This is a genomic window from Serratia proteamaculans, assembly GCF_949794035.1.
Taxonomy (GTDB): Bacteria; Pseudomonadota; Gammaproteobacteria; order Enterobacterales; family Enterobacteriaceae; genus Serratia; species Serratia proteamaculans.
The window spans coordinates 2501850-2522447 of sequence record NZ_OX461105.1; the positions used below are offsets into that span (position 1 = coordinate 2501850).

Consider the following 20598-nt stretch of genomic DNA (forward strand, 5'->3'; position numbering starts at 1 on the left):
CCCGCGAACGGAGCCCAACATCCTCAGCGGTTAACCACCTTGGCCGGCAGCGCGACCACCAGCAGGGAACTGATCAACAGGCAACCGGCGAACGCCCAGAGTGCGCCACCGCTTTTACCGGTCAGATCCAGCGCCAGCCCCATCAGCGAGTTACTCACCAACCCGGCGATATTGGCCAACGAGCAGGCCAGTGCGAAGCCGGTTGCCGCCGCCGTTCCCCGCAGGAAGGTGGCGGGCAGGCTGAAGAACACCGGTACCGCCCCGATGATCGCCGCCTGGGCGACAGAGAACAACAGCACCGTGGCGATCACGTTATGGGTGAAGAAGGTGCTACCGGCCATCGCCATCGCGCCGACAATAAACGGCACTATGATATGCCAGCGTCGCTCACGCATACGATCAGAACTGGTGCCGATCAACAGCATCCCCAGCAGGGCGGCGACGCTCGGCAGCGCGGTCAGCATACCTATGGTGGTAATGTCGGTCACTCCGGCGGTTTTGATAAAGGTCGGCATCCAGAACCCCATCGCATAGGCGCTAAGCAGGATCGAGAAGTCAATGCCGCCCAGCATCCAGACCTTGAGATTAAAGAAGCCGTCGCGGAAGCTGTGTTTACTGTGACCGGCCTCGGCGTCGTCTTGCGCCAGATCCTCGGCAATCCGCTGTTTCTCTTCGTCGGATAACCATTTGGCCTGGCGGAAATTGTTCGGCAACACCCAGAAAGTCAGTACCCCCAGCAGCACGCTGGGGATGCCCTCCAGCAGGAACAACCATTGCCAGCCATGCAGCCCGTGGCGCATATCAAAGTGCCCCATGATCCAGCCGGAAATCGGGCCACCCAGCACGCTCGACAGCGGCAGGCCAATCATAAACAGCGCAATAATGCGGCCGCGACGGTAGGTCGGGAACCACAGCGTCAGGTAATACAGCACGCCGGGCAGGAAACCGGCTTCCGCCACGCCGAGCAGAAAACGGATGATGTAAAACTGGTTAGGGGTGGTGACGAACATGGTGCAGGCGGAAAGCAGGCCCCAGGTGATCATGATGCGGGCAATCCACACCTTGGCACCGACCCGTTGCAGGATCAGGTTGCTCGGTACCTCAAACAGGATATAGCCGACAAAAAACAGCCCGGCTCCCAGACCGAAGGCCGCCTCGCTCAATTGCAGTTGATCGGCCATCTGCAGCTTGGCCAGCCCGACGTTGATGCGGTCGAGATAGGCGGCCAGATAGCACAGACAGAGGAACGGGATCAGCTTCCAGGTGATTTTGCGGTACAGAAGCGATTCTGCGCCCGCTTTCCCGGTTAACGGGGTTTCAACAATGGCCATGATGATGTCTCCAGGTGGTGCATGGTGGCCTCCGGAGGAGGAGCGTTGTGTGTTTGCTTGGAAGCCGCCTTGTATCGGGCGGTCACCTGAGGCGCTTGCCGCGCCTTCTTTATTTTTCAGCACTCCGTGCAGGTGAAACTCTGGATTACAGCCGGTTCAGATAATCAATTGCCTCCCGTTTGGCCACGACGTCGCCGTATTTACTGTCGATGTCGAACAGGTTGGCCTCATGCGGACCAGGGTGACGATCGCCCACGCATTCACGTACCACGATGGTGCGAAAGCCGTGCTGTACCGCATCCACAGCGCTGGCGCGGATACACCCGCTGGTGGAACAGCCGACCAGCAGCAAAGTATCGACGCCGAGCGCCACCAGCATGGGGGCCAGCGAGGTACCGAAAAAGGCGCTGGCATACTGCTTGGTCAACACCACTTCCGTGGCTCGCGGGGCCACCTGGGGACAGAACGCCGCCAGCGGATTCCCCTCCACCATGTCCTTCATAACCGGTGCTTTTTTCACCCAGATGCCGCCATCGGCAAAATGCCCTGCATGATAGCGGATATTGGTGTGGATCACCGGAATTCCCACCTGGCGCGCGGTTGTCAGCAGTGCCACGCTTTCTTCGACCGCACTGACCACGCCGGGAGCGAACAACGGCGCGCCTTCGGTGGTGTAACCCTGCATAAAGTCGACCACCAACAGGGCCGGGCGCAGACCGAAGCCGATGCGGTTACCCCAGACGCCGTGGTAGTTATCGGTAAGCGAGTGCTCGGCTGCCATTTTGCCTCCTTAATAAGCACCGGACAGCAGGGCGCCGGCACCGGGAACGATCGGCTCCAGTTCCAGTGCCGTCAGCATGGCGTAGGTGGTGGCGATGGCGGCGGTCAGCACCGGCTTGCCGGTTTGCGCCTCAACGGTAGCGACCGCCGGTAATGACGGCATCTGCACGCAGGCAGACAGCACGATGGCGTCGACACCGCTCAGATCCATTTCGGCAACTATGCCCGGCAGTTTGGCCGGATCATGACGGCCGACCGCCAGATTGTCGGCGATCTCCAGCGCGCGCCACACCTTGACCTCAATGCCTTCGTGCTCGATATAGTCCACCACCATTTGGGTCAGTGGCTTCATGTAGGGGGCAACCAGCGCAATGCGTTTGGCACCCAGCACCTTCAGGCCGTTGACCAACGCACCGGCGCTGCTGATCACCGGGGCAGCGGCGTTGTTGTCCTGGGTAACCTGCGCCAAGCGGGCCTGGGACTCGCGGTGATAGCCCAAACCCATCGACATGATCGCCACCAGGCAGGCATAGCCCAGCACATCAACCTGGGCGTCGGACAGCTCCAGTGCGCAGCGGTCTGATTCGGCGTCCATTGCTGCCAGTTCCGCCTTGCTGACGTGTTTCATGCGCATGCGGCTGGAGTGAAAGGTAAAGCGCTCCGGACGGATCAACTGGCGTGCCGTCAGCATCGCCGGGATCTCGGTTTCCATCGTGGTGTTGGAACTGGGCACGATCTGGCCGATACGGTAATTTTTACTCATGACAAAGGCTCCTTAATTAATCCAGAAAATCGCCCAGGGCGTGGAAGAAACCGTCAAAGTCGTCCCACGGGATCATATGGCCGGCTTTTTCAACCTGTACCAGGGTGATTTCCGGTTGCAACTGGCGGATCTCCGCTGCGTCCTCCGGTTGGATCACACCGCCAAGGCCTGCAATCATCAGCAGCGTCGGCATGCTCAGTGAGGGGTAATCGCGATGACTGTCGACCTGATGAAAATCTTCATAGGCGCGTTGGATCGCCGGTTCGTAGCAGGTGTGCAGCCATTCGGCTCGCAGTTGGCGCTGCTGTTCGCTCCAGCTCGGGCAGTAGGCGCGCATCTGTTCGGCGTCCATTCCCTGCAGCGACTGGCGGATCGAATCTACATACCAGGGCCATTTGCCCGGATATTCACGACGGCCGGGGCCGGAAACCGGTGGATCGACCAATACCAACCGGCGCACGCCAGCCGGTTGCAACGCAGCGGCGCGCAGGGCAAAGCGCGCGCCCATCGAATGGCCGAGCAGGGCATAGTTTTCCAGCTTTAATGCGGCGGCGAAGGCGTTGACGTCCTCGGCGCAGGTTTCGGCGTCATAGGCCAGGTCCGGCCCGCTGGCGGACAGACCGCGACCGCGCACGTCCAGCACATAGGTGTCGTAGCGCTCGGCCAGGCGTTCGGCAACGAAGCCCCAGGTGATCGCCGGGCTGGTGATACCGGGGATCAGGATCAGTACCGGCCCCTGGCCACCGTAGCGCAGGTAGTGCTGGCGGATGCCGTTGGCCTGCACGTTGGCGCCATACAGAAAATGGCTCATGCGGCGTTCTCCGACTTCAGCGTCTGCGCGTACAGGTCATAGCCGTAGACCCAGGCCGGATCTTCCTGAGTACGCAGGAAGGTGTTGGCATTGGAGACCGCCTGGACGCGGGAGGCGCGCTCTTTGCGGTTGGCTTCATACAGTTGGAAAGCGGTGCGGTAGTCGGTCAAACCGGTCTCCTGCAGACAGCGCGCCAGCATGGCCGCATCTTCGATCGCCATCGCCGCGCCTTGCGCCATGTGCGGTTTCATCGGGTGGCAGGCGTCGCCCAGCAACACCATGCGGCCTTCGCTCCATAACGGCAGCGGTTTACGGTTTAACAGCGGCCATTTGGTGACCTGTTCGCTGGATTCGATCAGCGCTTGCACAATCGGGTGATAGCCGGCAAAGGTTTCGTACATTTCTTCGCGGCTGCTGTCGATAAAGCTGCCCTGGAAATCCCAGGCCGGGTGGGGCACGCCGCTGACGTAATAGTACTCGTCGCGTTTTTGGGTGGTGTAATAGACCATCAGGTGGCGATCTGCCGACCACCATTTCACGCAGTCTTCAAAACTCAGGTTGTATTTGGCCAGTTTTTCTCCGCGGATCAACGCGCGGTGGGCGACCCAGCCGCTGTAGGTGGGCGCTTCTGCACCCAGCAGGTGTTCGCGAATGCGTGAGTTGATGCCGTCGGCGCCAATCACGATATCGGCGTGGGCCTGGGTGCCATCGGCAAAGTTCAGCACCACTTCGTTGTCACGCTCCTCAATCTTGCTCAGGCACTTGCCAAAATGCACGCTGCCCGGTTGCAGGGCGGCCATCTGCAACGCCTGCAAATCGCCCCGGTGCACCGTCACGTAAGCCGCACCGTACTCTTTGTGGGCAAAGGCCCCCAGCTCAATGCGCGACAGATAGTCACCGCTTTCGGCGTCGCGGCTGAACCAGAAGTCCGGGTGCGAGGCCATTTGCTCCAGCGGCTGCTCGATGCCGAGACGGCGGAAAATCTTCAGGACGTTCGGCCCCATATGGATACCGGCCCCCAGGCGTGAAAACACCGGGCTCTGTTCGTACAGGTCGACGGTAAAGCCGGCTTTCTGCAGCAGACCGGCGGCGGCAGCGCCACCCAGACCGGCACCGACCACGGCAATGCGTTGTTGTTTGCTCATCATTTTTCCCCTGACTGTTTGGTTTTTTACCTGTCATCCGCAATGATGCCGGACGATTGATTTATAGTGTATGCGCTAAATAACGCAAAGTTGCACAAGTGTTAATTTAGATCTGGCTCACGCTAATTAACCGGCCATTGCTGTTAAACTCATGTTAATCACAGGATGCGTAGGGCTTAAAATAGGATTTGCTTATGGGTGGCTCCGCGGCCTTGCTTCCTGTTCGATTTTCGGCTTAGATAATTAAAAGAGTGTGGTCACTTTAATTTGTACAAAATAACCTCACCGACGCCAGGCGTGTCGGCCAACCCTTAGCGAGACAGGAGATACACATGGCGGTCAATGATAGTCAGTTGGTTCAACTGTTCGAGCAGGTGCTTACGCTGTCGAAGGTTGATGCTTCGCAAAGCGTGGCGATCCTGAAAAGTCACTATTCCGATGCGCGTACGGTGCGCGCTGCCACCGATGCGGCACTGCGTCTGGGCGCCAAGGTTTACGCGGTCGAACTGCCGTCATTTAACCATCCGCGCGCAATGGGCAATGACATGACGGCTTACTGTGGCGATACGGCGTTGACCGGTAACCACGCAGCACAACGTGCACTGGAGGCGGCCGATCTGATTGTCGACACCATGATGCTGCTGCACTCGCCGGAGCAGGAGCAGATCCTGAAAACCGGCACGCGCATTCTGCTGGCCGTCGAACCTCCGGAGGTGTTGGCACGCATGTTGCCTAATGCAGAGGACAAAGCGCGAGTGTTGGCGGCGGCGGCGGTGCTGGAGCAGGCAAAGCTGATGCAGGTGAAGTCTGCCGCCGGCAGCGATTTCCGTGCGCCGTTGGGGCAATATCCGACGGTGACCGAATACGGCTATGCCGACGAACCGGGGCGCTGGGATCACTGGCCGAGCGGCTTCCTGTTCACCTGGCCGAATGAAGAACAGGCCGAAGGGGTGCTGGTACTGGAGGTGGGCGATATCCTGCTGCCGTTCAAGAGCTATGCCCGTGAACGCATTACGCTGGAGATCGACAAAGGCTTTGTGACGCGCATTCACGGCGGCTTTGAGGCGGAATACCTGCGGGAGTACATGAAGTATTTCAACGATCCGGAAGTGTACGGCATCTCGCATATCGGCTGGGGCTTGCAGCCGCGTGCGCAGTGGACGGCGATGGGGTTGCACGACAAAAACGACGGGATGTGTATGGATGCGCGCGCCTTCTACGGCAATTTCCTGTTCTCCACCGGGCCGAATACCGAAGTCGGCGGCACGCGCAAAACGCCGTGCCATATGGATATCGCGCTGCGCCACTGCGACATCAGCCTGGATGGCACCACGGTGGTGGCCGATGGCGAAGTGGTGGCACCGGCCGCGTCGCGGGTCAGCCAGGGTTAACCTTGCTGCTAAACGCGGGGGTTTGTACTATTCTCGGTGGTTTCCATAGATGGTGAGAGTAACGCAATGACGCCCCCCGAATACCCGGCTGCAGATAACGGCAAGACCGAAAATTATCACTTTACTGAACAAGTCGGGCACCTGCTGCGTAAGGTTTATCAGCGCCACGTGGCGATTTTCCAGCAAAACGTGGGTGATTCGCAACTGACCGCCGTGCAGTTTATTACCCTGTGCGCAGTGCGCGACATGGGCCCAAGTTCGTTGACCGAGCTGGTGCAGGTGACGGCGGTCGATCAGGCCACCATTCGCGGTATTGTCGAGCGTCTCAAGGCGCGTGACCTGATCACCGTGATGCCGGATCCGATCGACCGACGCAAAGTGGTGGTTGGGCTGACCGATACCGGTGCCGCGCTGCTGGCAGAAACGGTGCCGCACGCGGCGACGATCACAGAATTAACTTTCGGTACGCTGAATCCGGCCGAACGTATAGCACTGATGTTCCTGCTCAATAAAATGCTGGAAGACCAGCCGCCCGGCTGATTCGCCACCCGCAACTGCGGTTGTCTGGTGAGTGCGGCGGTGGCGAGGTCACGGCCGACAAAATAACCAGAGCGGAGACGCGATAATGGCGATAGCTGAAGTGCAATTGCCCAGGGAAGGTGCGGTAAAAACACTGACGGAGCATCCGCTGATGCTGTCAGTCAACGGCGAAAATATTCATATCCAAGTCATGGCGGATACCCCTCTGCTATTGGTACTGCGAAACGATCTGGCGCTCAACGGCCCGAAATACGGCTGCGGTCTCGGTGAATGCGGGGCCTGCACCGTGTTGGTAGACGGCATCGCCGCACGCTCTTGTGTGATCCCGGCGCTGGGTATGACCGGCCGCGCGGTGACCACGCTGGAAGGGCTGGGCGATCGTGACCATCTGCACCCGGTGCAACGGGCCTTTATAGAAGAACAGGCCGCGCAGTGCGGCTACTGCCTGAATGGCATGATCATGACCACCAAAGCCCTGTTGGATCGCAATCCGTCGCCCAGCGACCGCGAAATCCGCCAGGCGCTGTCCGGCAACCTGTGCCGCTGCGGCACCCATATCGAAATCCTACGTGCGGTTCAGCGTGCTATCATTCTTTGCCGCAGTGAGGAAACCTCGCCCCATGACTGACACCCATTCCTCATTACCGAGCCAGGCCGAATTATTGCAGCGTCATGGCACGTTGCTGATTATCGATCAGATCCAGCCGCCGCCGGGTCTGGTGCCGAAAGGTCAGACGCCGAGCCTGAAACCCAAAGAGCCAGGGCTGTTTATCGCCATTTGCGACAGCGGTGAGGTTTACGCCTTCAACGGTCATGTTGATCTCGGCACCGGTGTGCGCACCGCGCTGGGGCAAATCGTCGCCGAAGAACTTTACTTGCGCATGGAACAGGTTCGCATGGTGTTGGGCGATACCGAAAGCACGCCAAATCAGGGCGCGACCATCGCCAGCGCCACGCTACAGATTTCTGCCGTGCCGCTGCGTAACGCGGCGGCCGAGGCACGGCGCTGGCTGCTGCAACAGGCCGCGCAGCACTTTGGCGTGACGGTTGAACAACTGACGTTGAATGACGGCAGGATTGTCGGCCCACAGGGACAAGCGCTGAGCTACGGCGAACTGGTCACCGGTGTGCATGTTGAACTGTCGATCTCCGGCGATGCACCGCTCAAGCCGCAGGCCGAATATCGCCTGGTTGGTACCAGCACCGCGCGTGTCGATATCCCGGCCAAGGCCACCGGCGAATCTACCTATGTGCACGACATGCGGTTGCCGAACATGCTGCATGGCCGCGTGGTGCGGCCCCCCTATGCCGGTTATGACAGCGGCGAGTTTGTCGGCACCAGCCTGCTGGCGGTGGACGAGCAGTCCATCGCCCATATTCCCGGCATCGTCAAACTGGTGGTGATCGGGGATTTTATCGGCATTGTCGCCGAGCGCGAAGAACAGGCGATCAAGGCGGCGCAGGCGCTGCAGGTGAGCTGGAAGGACTGGCGGCGTAACCTGCCGCAGATGACCGACGTGGCGCAGGCGCTGCGTGATAACCCGCATTCGACACGGGTGGTGCATGACACCGGCAACGTAGATACGGCATTGGCTGCTGCCGATCGGCGCTTTACCCGCAGTTACCTGTGGCCGTATCAACTGCACGCCTCGTTCGGCCCGTCTTGTGCGCTGGCGGACTACCAGCCGCAGCAGTTACAGGTTTGGTCAGGCAGCCAGAACCCGCATCTGCTGCGTGCCGATCTCGCCTGGCTGCTGGAATACCCAGAAGAACAGATCGAAATTATCCGCATGGAGGCGGCGGGCTGCTATGGCCGCAACTGTGCCGATGATGTCTGTGCCGATGCGGCGTTACTGTCGCGTGCGGTTGGCCGCCCGGTGCGGGTGCAGCTCACCCGCGAGCAGGAACACCTGTGGGAACCCAAGGGCACCGCACAACTGATGGAAGTGGATGGTGGGTTGGACGCCGCCGGTCATCCGGTGGCCTATGATTTTCGCACTTATTACCCGTCCAACGGCGCCCCCACGCTGGCGTTGTTGCTGACCGGGATGGTTGAACCGGTGCCGGTGGCCTATGAGATGGGGGATCGCACCTCGGTGCCGCCTTACGAATACCCGGAGCTGCGCGTCAGCATTGAGGATATGGCGCCAATCGTTCGTGCCTCCTGGATGCGTGGCGTGTCGGCACTGCCGAATACCTTCGCGCACGAGTCCTATATTGATGAGCTGGCCACCGCGGCCGGTGTGGATCCGCTCGAATACCGACTACGTTATATCAAGGATCAGCGGGCCACCGAACTGATGCTCAGCACCGCCGAACGTGCAGGCTGGACGCCGCATACCGAACCGATGCAAACCCCGGCGGAAGATGGGGTGCTGCGCGGGCGTGGTTTTGCCTATGCGCGCTATATTCACAGCAAATTCCCCGGTTTTGGTGCCGCCTGGGCGGCCTGGGTCGCCGATGTGGCGATCGACAAGGCCAGCGGCGAAGTGGCGGTGACGCGTATTGTGGTCGGACACGATGCCGGCATGATGGTCAACCCGGACGGTGTACGTCACCAGATCCACGGCAACGTGATCCAGTCGACCAGCCGGGTGTTGAAAGAGCGGGTGACTTTCGAAAAATCGACCATTTCCAGCAAGGAATGGGGGGCTTACCCGATCCTGACTTTCCCTGAGGTACCGGAAGTTGACGTGGTGATGATGCCACGGCCCTACGATCCCCCGCTGGGGGCCGGGGAGTCCGCATCGGTACCCAGCGCGGCAGCCATTGCCAACGCGGTGTTTGACGCCACCGGCATTCGTTTCCGCGAGTTGCCGATCACTTCCGACCGGCTGCGCGAGGCCCTGAACGGCCCGGATAGCGCCCGGCAGGAAGCTGCGCCAGCGGTCAAACCCAGGCGCAGTAAATGGTGGTTTGGCGGTGCGGCCGGTATTTTTGGCGCGGTGTTGGGCGTAGCGGCTACGGCACTGCCGTGGCGTGCCGAAATTGCCCCGGTGGCCACTGCGGGAGCGGGTACCTGGTCGGCCGCCACCCTGGAACGGGGTCGTCAACTGGCCGCCGTCGGGGATTGCGCGGTGTGCCACACCGCCTCGGAAGGGGCAACCAACGCCGGGGGGCTGGCGATGGCAACGCCGTTCGGCACCCTGTACAGCACCAATATCACGCCGGATGTGGAGACCGGTATCGGCAACTGGTCGTTTACCGCCTTTGACCGGGCAATGCGTCAGGGCATCAGCCGTGACGGTCATAATCTGTACCCGGCATTTCCTTATACGTCCTTCAGCAAGATGACCGACGGCGACATGCAGGCGTTGTATGCCTATATGATGTCGCAGCCGGCGGTGGCGCAGAGTAATCCGGCTAATCAGATGCGTTTTCCGTTTAATGTCCGCCCGCTGATGGCCGGTTGGAATGCGCTGTTTCTGCGCCAGGGCGAATTCCAGCCGGATCCTGCGCAAACGGCACAGTGGAACCGGGGTTCTTATCTGGTCAATGGTTTGGGGCACTGTGCGGCTTGCCATTCGCCGCGTAACCTGATGGGAGCGGAAAAGGGCGGCGCCAGCTTCCTGGCCGGGGCGATGGTGGATGGCTGGGAGGCGCCGGCGTTAAACCAACTGGCCACGGCGGACCAACCCTGGAATGAAGAGCAACTGTTCCAGTACCTGAGCAGCGGCCATTCTACCGATCACGGCGTCGCGACCGGGCCAATGGGCCCGGTGGTCAGCGAACTGGCTACCTTGCCGGAATCTGACGTGCGGGCGATGGCCAACTACCTGATATCTTTGAGCAGTCCGGTTCCATTGAACGTGCAGCCGCAGGTCAAGCTGGCCACCAATCTGCAACCCACCCTGGGTCAGCAGACCGGTGAACGGCTGTTTCAGGGCGCCTGTCAGGCCTGTCACAGTGCCGCCAGCGGCGGACCGCAGCTGTTTGGCGTCAGCCCGGATCTGGCCAATAACACCAATATTTTCAGTGAGCGACCGGATAACCTGATCAACGTGATCCTGCAGGGCATTGCCAAACCGGCCACCGCCGAGCTGGGCTTTATGCCGGGCTTTAAGGACAGTTTCTCCGATCGGCAGGTGGCAGATCTGGTGAATTATCTGCGTCAGCGTTATGCGGGTGATAAGCCAGCCTGGCGTGAGGTCGAAGCGCAGGTAGCCAGACTGCGTGCCAATCCGGGTAGCCATTAACTATTATGGTTAGAAAGCGCTGCTAATGCGGTTGCAGGAAAGCAACGAGCCGCTGTGCCGGTAGCGATAACTGGGCCAACTGACGCACTACGATAGACAGCTGTCGCGTGGCCCAGGCATCGTCCAACGCGATAATCCTGACTTGCATGCCCGGCCGTTGCCGGGCGATCTCTTCCGGTACCACGGCGATACCGGCACCGCGCGTTACCATCCGACACACCACTTCAAAGCTTCCTGCCCGTGCGCGTAAACGCATCGGGCTACCGTTGCGTACGGCGTGTTGTGCCAAATGTTGCTGCAGTGCGCTGTTGTCACTCAAGCCAATAAAGTCATAGGCCAGCGTTTCGCTAAAACTGACACTGGCGCGGTCGGCTAATGGGTGATCGACCGGTAGCGCCAGCACCAGGCGATCCTGGCGGAACGGGTAGCTTTCCAGTCCGCGCAGGTCGGCATGGTTGGCGACAATGCCGATATCCGCAGTCTGATCGAGGATCGACTGGCTGATTGCCGTGCTGGGCTGTTCTTCCAGCACAATATCCGTCTGTGGGTGAAGCAGCAGATAGTCGGCCAGCAACTCCGGTAGAAAGGTGCTGGCGGCGACGGTATTGGCGAGGATACGTAAATGACAGGCGCTGCCCGGGGAAAACTCGGCCATATCGCCCCGTAGCCGTTCACTTTGCTGTAACAGCAGACGGGCATGGCCCAGCAGGCGTTCACCGGCCAGGGTAGTTTGTACCCCCCGTGCGCCCCGAGCCAAAAGTTGAACACCGGCCTGTTGCTCCAACCCACGAATGCGCGCACTGGCTGATGCCAGCGACAGGCAGGCGCGATCGGCCCCGGCGGTGATGCTGCCGGCTTCCGCCACGGCGACAAACAACCGCAGGTCGGTAAAATCGAAATGCATCGGCTTCTCCTACGTGTTTGCCACAGGCTGGCTCAGTGATTGCCGCATTGTGCGACAGGCAAGGGCTGCAGACAATCCATCCACTAAGGGATAATGATGGAAGGATAGACCTATGTCGTTGACGCTACCCGAAATTTTAGCCTTGCTCGGCATCTTTATGCTGGCGGGCACGGTAAAAGGGGTGATTGGACTGGGGCTGCCGACGGTGTCTATGGGGTTGCTCAGCCTGCTGATGCCCCCAGGGCAGGCAGCGGCGCTGCTGTTGGTGCCGTCGCTGGTGACTAATTTCTGGCAGTTGTTCACCGGGCCGGACGTCCGCGCACTTTGCCGCAGGTTGTGGCCAATGATGGCCTGTGTCGCATTGGGGACATTGCCGACCACGGGCACTCTGACCGCCGGTAATAACCCGCTGGCACCGCTGGCGTTGGGAGTCTGTCTGGTGGTCTACGCGTTGTTGGGCTTTAGCCGTTTTCAGTGGCAAATATCACCAGCGGTTGAACGCGGGTTGGGGCCTCTGTGTGGTGTGCTGACCGGGTTGATTACCGGTGCTACCGGGGTATTTGTGATCCCGGCAGTACCTTATTTAAATGCATTGGGATTGGCACGTGACGATCTGGTGCAGGCATTGGGACTGTCATTCACCGTTTCGACATTGGCACTCGCCGCCGGGCTGGCGTGGCAGCATGCATTGCCGGGGGCGTTGCTGGGCACGTCTTCATTGGCATTGGTTCCTGCACTTGTGGGGATGTGGTTGGGTGGCGTGCTGCGTAGACACTGTCGCCCGGCAGTATTTCGCCGCTGTTTCTTTATCGGATTATTGGCTCTGGGGATTGAAATATTGTGGCAGGGAGTTAATTGACTTCGAGTAAATGGTTTTAATTTAGTTGGAGACTTGCCAGTATATATTGGTGGTGCAGTTAACTGCTTCGTGTAATTTATTGTTTTTAGTCGCGGTGATTATATTGGCGTAAATGGCTTTATATATTGACATGGCGGCGGCGCATGTTTATATCTATGTCTGATGTATGCGGTTCTATGATAGAGTTTAAATATGAACATTATAAATAAGGGAATATTATGAGAGCGCTAGCGAAAACCGAAATTATGATGATTGACATTGCAGTCAGTTAATCAATTGGTGCGCTGAATGCTTGTTTGAGTAGTGGAAATGGTTCGAAAAATGCGTCAAGAAGTAACTCTGGCAGCTATACTGACGGCACCTGCAATTGGTAATAAATATATATATCACCTTAGTATAATGCGGCTGTGCCAGATATTGGCATGGTCGCATATTAATGTTGAATTGGTACCTTTTATGAAGACGTTTTGGTCGGCTTTTATTATGGTTGCTCTTTCCGTTGGGCTATCTCGTAATTTGTTTTTTATTGTGGGTCTTAGCCAATATAGCGGTCTGTTCAGAATCAATATCCCTTGTGAAGTGGCCAAGTGGATGATTTATTTTTTCGTGCTGTTAGGGACAATGACTTTTATGAAGTTAATATATACCTCGGCGCGAAGATTTGTCCGTAAATGGAAGCGTCGCGGTCAGTAAGCTGATTATCGACCTATAATGCCGATAAAGGTTAACCCCCAATGACAGGACATCCCCCCCAGCTTTACCGCGAGGGTTATTTTGCCGCTCAGGCCACCAGGGCCGAGGGTGAAGTGATTATCCCCGCCAACCTCAGTTTAACCGCCTATGCCTGGGTCAGCATTCTGCTGGTGCTGGCCATCATGCTATTTCTGATACTGGGTGAATATACCCGCAAAGCGCGGCTGGAGGGGGTGGTGATGCCGTCCAGCGGATTGATCAAGGTGGTGGCGCGCAGCGCCGGGCAGGTCACCGAACGGCTGGTAGCGGAGGGGGCGGCGGTCAAGGCCGGGCAGGCGCTGTATCGGCTCAGCGGCGAATATTTCAATGGGCAGGGTATCGGTACTCTGGCCTCGGTTTCTGATTCATTAAATCGCCAATATCGGATGCTGGAACATCAGCGTGCTCAAGAGCTGGCGACCCGTGTCCTGCAACAAACCGGCGTGCGCCAGCGCATCGCGCAGCTCAATCAGGAGTTGGCCAGCACAGAGGCGGCAATGGTGCTGGTTCAGCAGCAGGCGCAACTGGCCCAGTCGCTGATGGGGCGTTACCGCAAGCTGATCGCCAAAGGCTATGTCTCAGAGCTTGAATTCCAGCAGCAGCAAATGGCGCTGGCGAAGGCGCAGGAAAAGGTTGAACTGCAGCGGCAGGCGCAGGTACGGCTACAACGCGAGCTGGCCGCGGCGGCGTCAGAGCTGAGAACCCTGGAACAGCAGCAGCAGGCACGTGACGCCGAACTTGAACGCCAGTTACTGGGCATTAAACAGCAACAAATCGAACTGGGTGGCCAGCGCGATCATACGCTGACTGCGCCGGTGGATGGCCATATCGCCGTGGTGCTGGCCCGGGCCGGGCAGACGGTAAAACAAAGCGATCCCTTACTGATGATGGTTGCCGACGATGCATAATTGCAGGTCGAACTCTTTGCCCCAAGTAAAGCGGTCGGGTTTATCAAACCCCAACAACGGGTGGGGCTACGCTTTGCCTCATTCCCCTATGAAAAGTTTGGAGTGCAGTACGGCGCCACCCGCGCGATTACCGACACCAGCCTCAGCGCCAGCGAAGCAATGCTGCAAAACCCCATGGTATGGAAGGAAAACGAAGGGCATTACCGCGTCATCGTAGCCTTGGATAAACCCACTATTACGGCTTATGGCCGGCAGGAGCCATTGCGCGTCGGCATGACCGTTTCCGCAGATGTAGAACTGGACAGTCGTCGCCTGTATGAGTGGTTGCTGGAGCCATTATGGAGCCTGCAAGGGAGGATCTGAGCATGGACGTTACCGAAGTGATTAACTGGGGATGGCGCAAGCGCCTGCCGTTGATCCGCCAGACAGAATCGGCGGAGTGTGGCGTGGCCTGTCTGGCGATGATCGCCGGTTGGCATGGGCATCGGGTTGATCTGCCCACGCTGCGCGCGCAATTTAACGTTTCGCAGCTCGGTATGACATTTTCGCAATTGATGAGCTGCGCCGAACACCTGCACTTAAGTGGACGCGCGGTGCAGTTGGAGCTTGAAGAATTGCACCAGTTGGCACTGCCCTGCATTTTGTACTGGGACATGAATCACTTTACGGTGCTCAAGCGGGTACGGGGGCAAACGCTGGAGCTGCACGATCCGGCGCGCGGCCAGGTAAAAATGAGCCTGCGGGAGGCGGACCGTCATTTTACCGGCGTCGCGATGGAGCTGACGCCCACTCACCAGTTTGCAGCCAAAGACCAGCGTAAAAAGATCCGCCTGATGGATCTGATTGGCAAAACCCAGGGGCTGAAGGCCGCGCTGGGCAGGATCTTTTGTTTTGCCCTGGCGCTCGAAGTGTTTGCGCTGATCGGCCCGTTGATCAACCAACTGGTGATTGATGAGGTTTTGGTGGCGCTGGACGCCAGCCTGCTGACGCTGATCGTCATTGCCATGTTGCTGATGGCCGCAACCCAGACGCTACTGGAACTGGCCCGCCAGTGGGCGACCCTCACCATGGCGGTCAATTTCAACATGCAGTGGACGGCGAACGTGTTTCACCATTTGCTGCGGCTGCCGATTGGCTGGTTTGAGGCGCGCAACATGGGGGATATCAGCGCCAAATTCGATGCGGTCGACACCATTCAGGACACCCTGACCACCACGTTGCTTGAAGCCTTTCTGGATGTGTTGCTGGTGGTGGGTACCCTCACCATGATGTTTTTCTACAGTGCCAAATTAACCCTGGTGGCCTTGGTGGCCGCCCTGGTTTATGGCCTGCTGCGGCTGTTTTGGTTCAGTACGCTGCGTAAAGCGGCAGAAGACAGTTGGGTCGCCGGCACCCAGGAATCCAGCCACTTTCTGGAAAGCCTGCGCGGGGTGTTGAGCCTGCGGGTCAACGGAGCGCTGACGCCGCGGGAATCGGTCTGGCGTAACCTTAACGTCGCCCGGCGCAATGCTCAGCTGCGTGAAAGCAAACTGATGATGGTTTACGGCATTATGCAGACGGTGATCGGCAGCGTGGTGGGGGCGGCGGTGCTGTGGCTGGGAGCCAGCGCGGTACTGGCCGGTCAGTTTTCGGTGGGCATGCTGGTGGCCTATATGTCTTTTCAGGGCCGCTTCTCGTCCAGCATCAACGGGCTGATCGACAAGCTGGTCGCTTACCGAATGCTGGATGTCTATAACGAAAGGTTGGCGGATATCGTGCTGGCAGCGCGTGAAGATGCGGCGTCGCAGGCGGCGGGCGGTGCGGGTGTGTCATCAGCCGCCTGCGTCTGGCCGAGCGATCGGCCGGCGTTGAGTCTGGATCAGGTCAGTTTTAGCTATGCCGGCACTGAGCGGGAGATCCTGTCGCAAGTCTCGTTGCAGATTATGCCCGGCGAGGTGGTGGCGCTGGTTGGTGCCTCCGGCAGCGGCAAGACCACGCTGGCCAAGCTGGTGCTGGGGTTATATCCACCGACCGCCGGGGTGATATGTACACTGGGCATTGAGCACCGGCAGGCGGAGTATCCACAGGTTCGTCAGCATATCGGCGTGGTGTTGCAGGAGGATCAACTGTTTCGCGGCTCTATCGCGGATAACCTGACATTTTTCTCTTCGCGGGTGGATAAGCAAAAGCTCAGCGAGTGCGCCCGTTTGGCGCAGTTGGAGCAGGACATCGATAAGTTGCCGATGGGCTATCAGACGTTAATCGGGGAAATGGGCGGCACCCTGTCCGCCGGACAGAAACAGCGTTTGCTGTTGGCGCGGGCATTGTACAAACAGCCACGACTGCTGATCCTGGATGAAGCCACCAGTCATTTGGACATCAATAATGAAATGCTGATTGGCCGGACCTTGCGTCAGCTTGGCTTGCCCATTTTACTGATCGCCCACCGGCCGGAAACGATCGCCACGGCGGACCGGGTGATCGAACTGGCGGTGGGACGCATACGTAGTCTTAAAACCTGAGGTCGCCCCGTATCGAGTCGCGAGGGGAAGCGACTCAGGCCAGCGGCCCGCCCATAATGGTTTCTTTCATGCCGGAGAGAATACGCTCGCCGGTTTCGGTTTTTAGCTCCTCATACCAGCCACGAGTGATCTCCATCTCTTTGCCATGGGTTACATCGCAACGCTTGCGCGCCTTCAGCACCAAATCCTTCACCCGATAGCTGCGTTTTTCCTGATAGCGCAGCAGTGCGTCTTCAATGCCCAGCGAGTTGGTTTGCAAGGCAATCGCCAGTACCACCGCGTCCTCCATGGCCGCGCAGCCGCCCTGGCCGATATCCGGTGTGGTGCTGTGCCCGGCGTCACCCAGCAAGGCCACGCGCCCACGCACCAGTTGTTCGAAGGGTTCGATATCGTGGATCTCAATGCGGTTGATGGCGTCGGGATCGAGTGCGGCAATCAGCTTCTGCACCGGCTCGGCCCAGCCGGCAAAGTAACGCTGCAAATCGGCACGTGCGGTGCTGCGGTCTTCCGGTAATCCGGTAGGCAGCGGCACATCGAAAAAATAGTAGAAGCGGTTGTCAGAAACCGGCATCAAAGACACACGTTTGCCCTCACCGACAAAGGTGGTCCATTGGTCGGCCGGGGCGATGGACTGATCAATGGTCACCAGCCCGTTCCAGTTAACGTAACCGGCGTAGCGTCGATCCACCCCGTGGCCCAGAACATAAGGACGAATGACGGAATGGGTGCCGTCGGCGGCGATCAGAAAATCGCCGCTGGCCTGGCTGCCGTCTTCAAACCAGGCGGTGACGCCTTGTGGAGTTTCCTCAATACCGCTGACGCGCTTGCCGAAGTGCACCTGGTCGCTGCCGTAAGTGTCCAGCAACATCGCCTGCAGTTCGGCGCGGGCTACCGGGTAAGGGCGTTCACCGACGCTGGCGATCAGTGGATCCAGGCTAAAGCGTGTCAGGGTCTGGCCGTGCAGGTATTCCTGATAAGCCATGTAATGCATTGGGCCACCCAGTGCGCGCAGGGCGTCCTTCATCCCCAGGTAGTTAAGACATTTGACACCGTTGGGCCAGATGGAAATCGCGGCTCCAACCGGTTTGATCTGTTTTACCGCTTCAAAAACCTCGGTGTCGATACCGCAACGCTTCAATGCGATGGCGGTACACAGACCGCCGATGCCGCCGCCAATGACGATTGCTTTCATCTTCTTCTCCTTCATTGCCATGATCGGGAGAAGCAATTTCCATACCAGCCTGCAAATCAGGCGCTGGCGCGACATCGGACCGTCGCCTGATGCAATTTGGTGCAATCGATGGGCCGTGGTGGGGCATCATTAGGTAGCCAAAGCATTTTGTGAACTGCTAACCCGCACAGCACAAATCCGCAACAGAAAACCCAGCCTAAATGTTAAACAGACAAATTAATGGACTACGCTAACTATTAGCTCGCCGTGCTTGTGCATGCAGACGGCGCGCATAAAAAGAATGATTTCGCCGCATTGATCAAGGTTGATCGGCATTTTGGAGCGATGAGCAATGAAACTACCCGAAGTCCCGCTTACCCGGCGGCGGTTTATCGTCGGCACTGGCGCGTTGGTGATCGGCGCCTATCTGCCGTCTACCGGTGCGCTGGCCCGAACCAGCCCCGCCACGGCAGCAGAAAACACCACTTTTGAAGCCAATGCCTTTGTGCAGATTGGCGAAGACGGCATTGTTACCGTTATCAGCAAACACACCGAGGTGGGTCAGGGCGTGTATACCGGCATGGCGACGCTGGTCGCCGAAGAGCTGGACGCCGATTGGGCCCAGGTGCGGGTGGTTGCCGCACCGGTCGATAGCAACGTCTACAAAAATATGTCATTCGGTCTTCAGGGCACCGGCGGCTCCAGTTCGGTGGCCAATGCCTATGAGCAAATGCGCCGCATGGGCGCGATGGCCCGTGCAATGCTGGTTCAGGCCGCCGCTCAAAGCTGGAAAACCTCGGCAGAGGAAATCACCGTGCAGGCGGGGAAAATCCGCCACGCTGCCAGTGGTCGTGAAGCGGGCTTCGGTGAGTTTGCCGCGCTGGCCACCCAGTTGCCGCCGCCCGATCCCGCCACGCTGACCCTGAAAGATCCTTCCCATTTTACCCTGATCGGCAAGGCCAGCGGTTTGCACCGGGTGGATTCACTGGCGAAGACCAACGGCTCTGCGCAATTTACCCAGGATATTCATGAGCCGGACATGCTGACCGTGACCATTAAAAAGCCGCCGCGGTTTGGCGGCAAGGTGGCCTCGTTTGACGCCAGCCATGCGCTGACGGTTCCGGGCGTAGTGGCGGTGAAGCAGACCGACACCGGTGTGGCGGTCTACGCCAAAAATACCTGGGCGGCGATCCAGGGCCGTGAAAAGTTGCAGGTGGAGTGGGACGACTCGCAGGCCGAACGACGCAATACCGAGCAGATTTATGCCGAGTTTCGCCAGGTGGCGCAAAAGCCCGGTGCGGTGGCCAAAAGCCACGGCCAGCCGGAGCAGGTTTTTGATAAAGCCGACAAAGTGATTGAAGCGGAATACACCTTTCCCTATCTCGCCCATGCACCAATGGAGCCGCTGGACGGCTATTTGTTCTGGGACGGCGAAAGCGTCAAGGCGCGCTATGGTTGCCAAATCCAAACCCTCGACCAAATACAACTGTGCAATCTGTTTCAATTGCCGCCGGACAAGGTAGAAATTGAAACCATTCTGGCGGGCGGCAGTTTTGGTCGCCGCATCGATCTGGGTAACCCGCAGTTGGGGCCGGATTTGGCTGCCGATATGGCGGGGGCAGCCAAGGCGATTGGCCCCGGTCACGGGGTGAAGGTGGTATGGACACGTGAGGACGATATCCGCAACGGTTGGTATCGCCCGATGATCCTGCATCGGCTGCGCGGGGCGATCCGTGACGGCAAGGTGGTGGGCTGGAGTGACACCATCGTCGGCCACTCCTGGACGCTCAATAGTGCGATGACGGCGCTGGTGGTAAACGGCGTCGATCAGATGATGATCGAAGGTGCCAGCGAGGTGCCTTATACCTTTGAGAGCTTCCTTTGTGACGCCCATATCGTGCCGGGCAAGGTACCTACCACCTCACTGAGATCGGTGGCCAGTACCCATACCGGCCACGCGGTGGAAAGCTTTATCGATCAACTGCTGCAGGAGACCGGGCAGGATCCGGTGGAGGGACGGCTGGCGCTGATGGGGGATGCACCGCGTGAGGCCGGCGTATTGCGGGCGGTGGCGAAAGCCGCTAACTGGCAGGGTGCGAAGGTGGTGGATGGCCGCGCGCGCGGCGTTGGCGTCGCCAAGGCGTTTAATACCCGGGTGGCGCAGATTGCCGAGGTGTCGATCGGCGAAGGGGGCATTCCGCGAGTGCACAAGGTGTGGTGCGCCGTGGACTGTGGCGTGGCGGTCAATCCGGATGTGATCCGCGCGCAGATTGAGGGCGGTATTGGCTACGGTCTGAGCATCGCACTGTACGGCAACATTACGTTAAAAGACGGCGTGGTTGAGCAGTCCAACTTCAATAATTACCGTCCGCTGCGTATCGACGAAATGCCGGAAATAGAGGTGATTATCGTGCCTTCAAGCGAAGCCCCGACCGGCGTGGGTGAACTGGGTGTGCCCACCATCGCCCCGGCGGTCGGTAATGCTCTGGCGCTGCTCGGGCGCCCCCGCAGCTCACTGAGCCTGCCTTTACACCGTCCCAACAGTGACGCCAGCGTCTGAAAAGGA

General features: G+C 59.0%; 17 protein-coding genes. 10 read left to right on the forward strand and 7 right to left on the reverse strand.

Features of this window, described 5'->3' with window-relative positions; genetic code table 11:
- Positions 1–23: 23 nt before the first annotated feature.
- From QOT07_RS11785 to QOT07_RS11805, 5 genes are all read right to left on the reverse strand, one after another.
- Positions 24–1331 (reverse strand): MFS transporter, encoded by a 1308-nt coding sequence (locus QOT07_RS11785; protein WP_099061905.1) that lies wholly within the window; start codon positions 1329–1331, stop codon positions 24–26.
- Positions 1332–1476: 145 nt separating this feature from the next.
- A complete protein-coding gene (locus QOT07_RS11790; RefSeq protein ID WP_112347446.1) occupies positions 1477–2112 on the reverse strand; it encodes an N-carbamoylsarcosine amidohydrolase in 636 nt (211 codons plus the stop codon).
- A gap of 9 nt (positions 2113–2121) precedes the next feature.
- A complete protein-coding gene (locus QOT07_RS11795; protein WP_099061907.1) occupies positions 2122–2874 on the reverse strand; it encodes a maleate cis-trans isomerase family protein in 753 nt (250 codons plus the stop codon).
- Between the two features lie 16 nt (positions 2875–2890).
- Complete coding sequence (locus QOT07_RS11800; protein ID WP_129934742.1) at positions 2891–3685, reverse strand: alpha/beta fold hydrolase; 795 nt, start codon at positions 3683–3685, stop codon at positions 2891–2893.
- Complete coding sequence (locus tag QOT07_RS11805; protein WP_283603176.1) at positions 3682–4833, reverse strand: FAD-dependent monooxygenase; 1152 nt, start codon at positions 4831–4833, stop codon at positions 3682–3684. The genes QOT07_RS11800 and QOT07_RS11805 overlap by 4 nt, the downstream gene beginning before the upstream one ends.
- Before the next feature lie 329 nt (positions 4834–5162).
- On the opposite strand from QOT07_RS11805, the gene QOT07_RS11810 reads away from it, so the two are divergent.
- The 4 genes from QOT07_RS11810 (at position 5163) to QOT07_RS11825 (ending at position 10957) form a co-directional block, all read left to right on the forward strand.
- Positions 5163–6221, forward strand: a complete 1059-nt coding sequence (locus QOT07_RS11810; RefSeq protein WP_261284509.1) for a 2,5-dihydroxypyridine 5,6-dioxygenase — start codon at positions 5163–5165, stop codon at positions 6219–6221.
- Between the two features lie 66 nt (positions 6222–6287).
- Entirely contained in the window at positions 6288–6761 is a 474-nt protein-coding gene (locus tag QOT07_RS11815; RefSeq protein WP_099061911.1) for a MarR family winged helix-turn-helix transcriptional regulator, read from the forward strand.
- A gap of 85 nt (positions 6762–6846) precedes the next feature.
- Positions 6847–7389, forward strand: coding sequence for a (2Fe-2S)-binding protein (locus QOT07_RS11820; RefSeq protein ID WP_099061912.1), 543 nt, complete (start codon positions 6847–6849; stop codon positions 7387–7389).
- On the forward strand, positions 7382–10957 hold the full coding sequence (locus QOT07_RS11825) for a molybdopterin cofactor-binding domain-containing protein (RefSeq protein WP_283603178.1): 3576 nt from the start codon (positions 7382–7384) through the stop codon (positions 10955–10957). Before QOT07_RS11820 ends, QOT07_RS11825 begins: the two co-directional genes overlap by 8 nt.
- 22 nt (positions 10958–10979) lie before the next feature.
- On the opposite strand, the gene QOT07_RS11830 is transcribed toward QOT07_RS11825, so the two are convergent.
- Positions 10980–11861, reverse strand: coding sequence for a LysR family transcriptional regulator (locus QOT07_RS11830; RefSeq protein ID WP_099061914.1), 882 nt, complete (start codon positions 11859–11861; stop codon positions 10980–10982).
- A gap of 112 nt (positions 11862–11973) precedes the next feature.
- Between QOT07_RS11830 and QOT07_RS11835 the strand changes: the two genes are divergently transcribed.
- The 5 genes from QOT07_RS11835 to QOT07_RS11850 all read left to right on the forward strand — a co-directional run bounded on the left by QOT07_RS11835 (position 11974) and on the right by QOT07_RS11850 (position 16861).
- Positions 11974–12720, forward strand: a complete 747-nt coding sequence (locus tag QOT07_RS11835) for a sulfite exporter TauE/SafE family protein (protein WP_283603179.1) — start codon at positions 11974–11976, stop codon at positions 12718–12720.
- Positions 12721–13041: 321 nt separating this feature from the next.
- On the forward strand, positions 13042–13413 hold the full coding sequence (locus QOT07_RS11840; RefSeq protein ID WP_283603180.1) for a hypothetical protein: 372 nt from the start codon (positions 13042–13044) through the stop codon (positions 13411–13413).
- 41 nt (positions 13414–13454) lie between these two features.
- Positions 13455–14360 (forward strand): HlyD family secretion protein, encoded by a 906-nt coding sequence (locus QOT07_RS11845; RefSeq protein ID WP_430523274.1) that lies wholly within the window; start codon positions 13455–13457, stop codon positions 14358–14360.
- Positions 14361–14723, forward strand: coding sequence for a hypothetical protein (locus QOT07_RS25905; RefSeq protein ID WP_430523275.1), 363 nt, complete (start codon positions 14361–14363; stop codon positions 14721–14723). It abuts the gene before it with no gap.
- A 2-nt stretch (positions 14724–14725) separates the two neighbouring features.
- Positions 14726–16861 carry a peptidase domain-containing ABC transporter gene (locus tag QOT07_RS11850; RefSeq protein ID WP_346823451.1) on the forward strand — a complete coding sequence of 712 codons (2136 nt, stop codon included), beginning with the start codon at positions 14726–14728 and terminating at the stop codon, positions 16859–16861.
- Positions 16862–16895: 34 nt separating this feature from the next.
- Here the strand turns inward: QOT07_RS11850 and hpxO are convergent, their stop codons facing one another.
- On the reverse strand, positions 16896–18053 hold the full coding sequence (gene hpxO / locus QOT07_RS11855; protein ID WP_099061919.1) for an FAD-dependent urate hydroxylase HpxO: 1158 nt from the start codon (positions 18051–18053) through the stop codon (positions 16896–16898).
- 331 nt (positions 18054–18384) lie between these two features.
- On the opposite strand from hpxO, the gene QOT07_RS11860 reads away from it, so the two are divergent.
- Entirely contained in the window at positions 18385–20592 is a 2208-nt protein-coding gene (locus QOT07_RS11860; protein WP_261426703.1) for a xanthine dehydrogenase family protein molybdopterin-binding subunit, read from the forward strand.
- Positions 20593–20598: the final 6 nt, after the last annotated feature.

What these genes read in the sequence shown, in the direction of transcription:
- QOT07_RS11785 (WP_099061905.1), bottom strand. Translation starts at nt 1,331, where the DNA reads ATGGCCATTGTTGAAACCCCGTTAACCGGGAAAGCGGGCGCAGAATCG.
- QOT07_RS11790 (WP_112347446.1), bottom strand. Translation starts at nt 2,112, where the DNA reads ATGGCAGCCGAGCACTCGCTTACCGATAACTACCACGGCGTCTGGGGT.
- QOT07_RS11795 (WP_099061907.1), bottom strand. Translation starts at nt 2,874, where the DNA reads ATGAGTAAAAATTACCGTATCGGCCAGATCGTGCCCAGTTCCAACACC.
- QOT07_RS11800 (WP_129934742.1), bottom strand. Translation starts at nt 3,685, where the DNA reads ATGAGCCATTTTCTGTATGGCGCCAACGTGCAGGCCAACGGCATCCGC.
- QOT07_RS11805 (WP_283603176.1), bottom strand. Translation starts at nt 4,833, where the DNA reads ATGATGAGCAAACAACAACGCATTGCCGTGGTCGGTGCCGGTCTGGGT.
- QOT07_RS11810 (WP_261284509.1), top strand. Translation starts at nt 5,163, where the DNA reads ATGGCGGTCAATGATAGTCAGTTGGTTCAACTGTTCGAGCAGGTGCTT.
- QOT07_RS11815 (WP_099061911.1), top strand. Translation starts at nt 6,288, where the DNA reads ATGACGCCCCCCGAATACCCGGCTGCAGATAACGGCAAGACCGAAAAT.
- QOT07_RS11820 (WP_099061912.1), top strand. Translation starts at nt 6,847, where the DNA reads ATGGCGATAGCTGAAGTGCAATTGCCCAGGGAAGGTGCGGTAAAAACA.
- QOT07_RS11825 (WP_283603178.1), top strand. Translation starts at nt 7,382, where the DNA reads ATGACTGACACCCATTCCTCATTACCGAGCCAGGCCGAATTATTGCAG.
- QOT07_RS11830 (WP_099061914.1), bottom strand. Translation starts at nt 11,861, where the DNA reads ATGCATTTCGATTTTACCGACCTGCGGTTGTTTGTCGCCGTGGCGGAA.
- QOT07_RS11835 (WP_283603179.1), top strand. Translation starts at nt 11,974, where the DNA reads ATGTCGTTGACGCTACCCGAAATTTTAGCCTTGCTCGGCATCTTTATG.
- QOT07_RS11840 (WP_283603180.1), top strand. Translation starts at nt 13,042, where the DNA reads ATGCGTCAAGAAGTAACTCTGGCAGCTATACTGACGGCACCTGCAATT.
- QOT07_RS11845 (WP_430523274.1), top strand. Translation starts at nt 13,455, where the DNA reads ATGACAGGACATCCCCCCCAGCTTTACCGCGAGGGTTATTTTGCCGCT.
- QOT07_RS11850 (WP_346823451.1), top strand. Translation starts at nt 14,726, where the DNA reads ATGGACGTTACCGAAGTGATTAACTGGGGATGGCGCAAGCGCCTGCCG.
- hpxO (WP_099061919.1), bottom strand. Translation starts at nt 18,053, where the DNA reads ATGAAAGCAATCGTCATTGGCGGCGGCATCGGCGGTCTGTGTACCGCC.
- QOT07_RS11860 (WP_261426703.1), top strand. Translation starts at nt 18,385, where the DNA reads ATGAAACTACCCGAAGTCCCGCTTACCCGGCGGCGGTTTATCGTCGGC.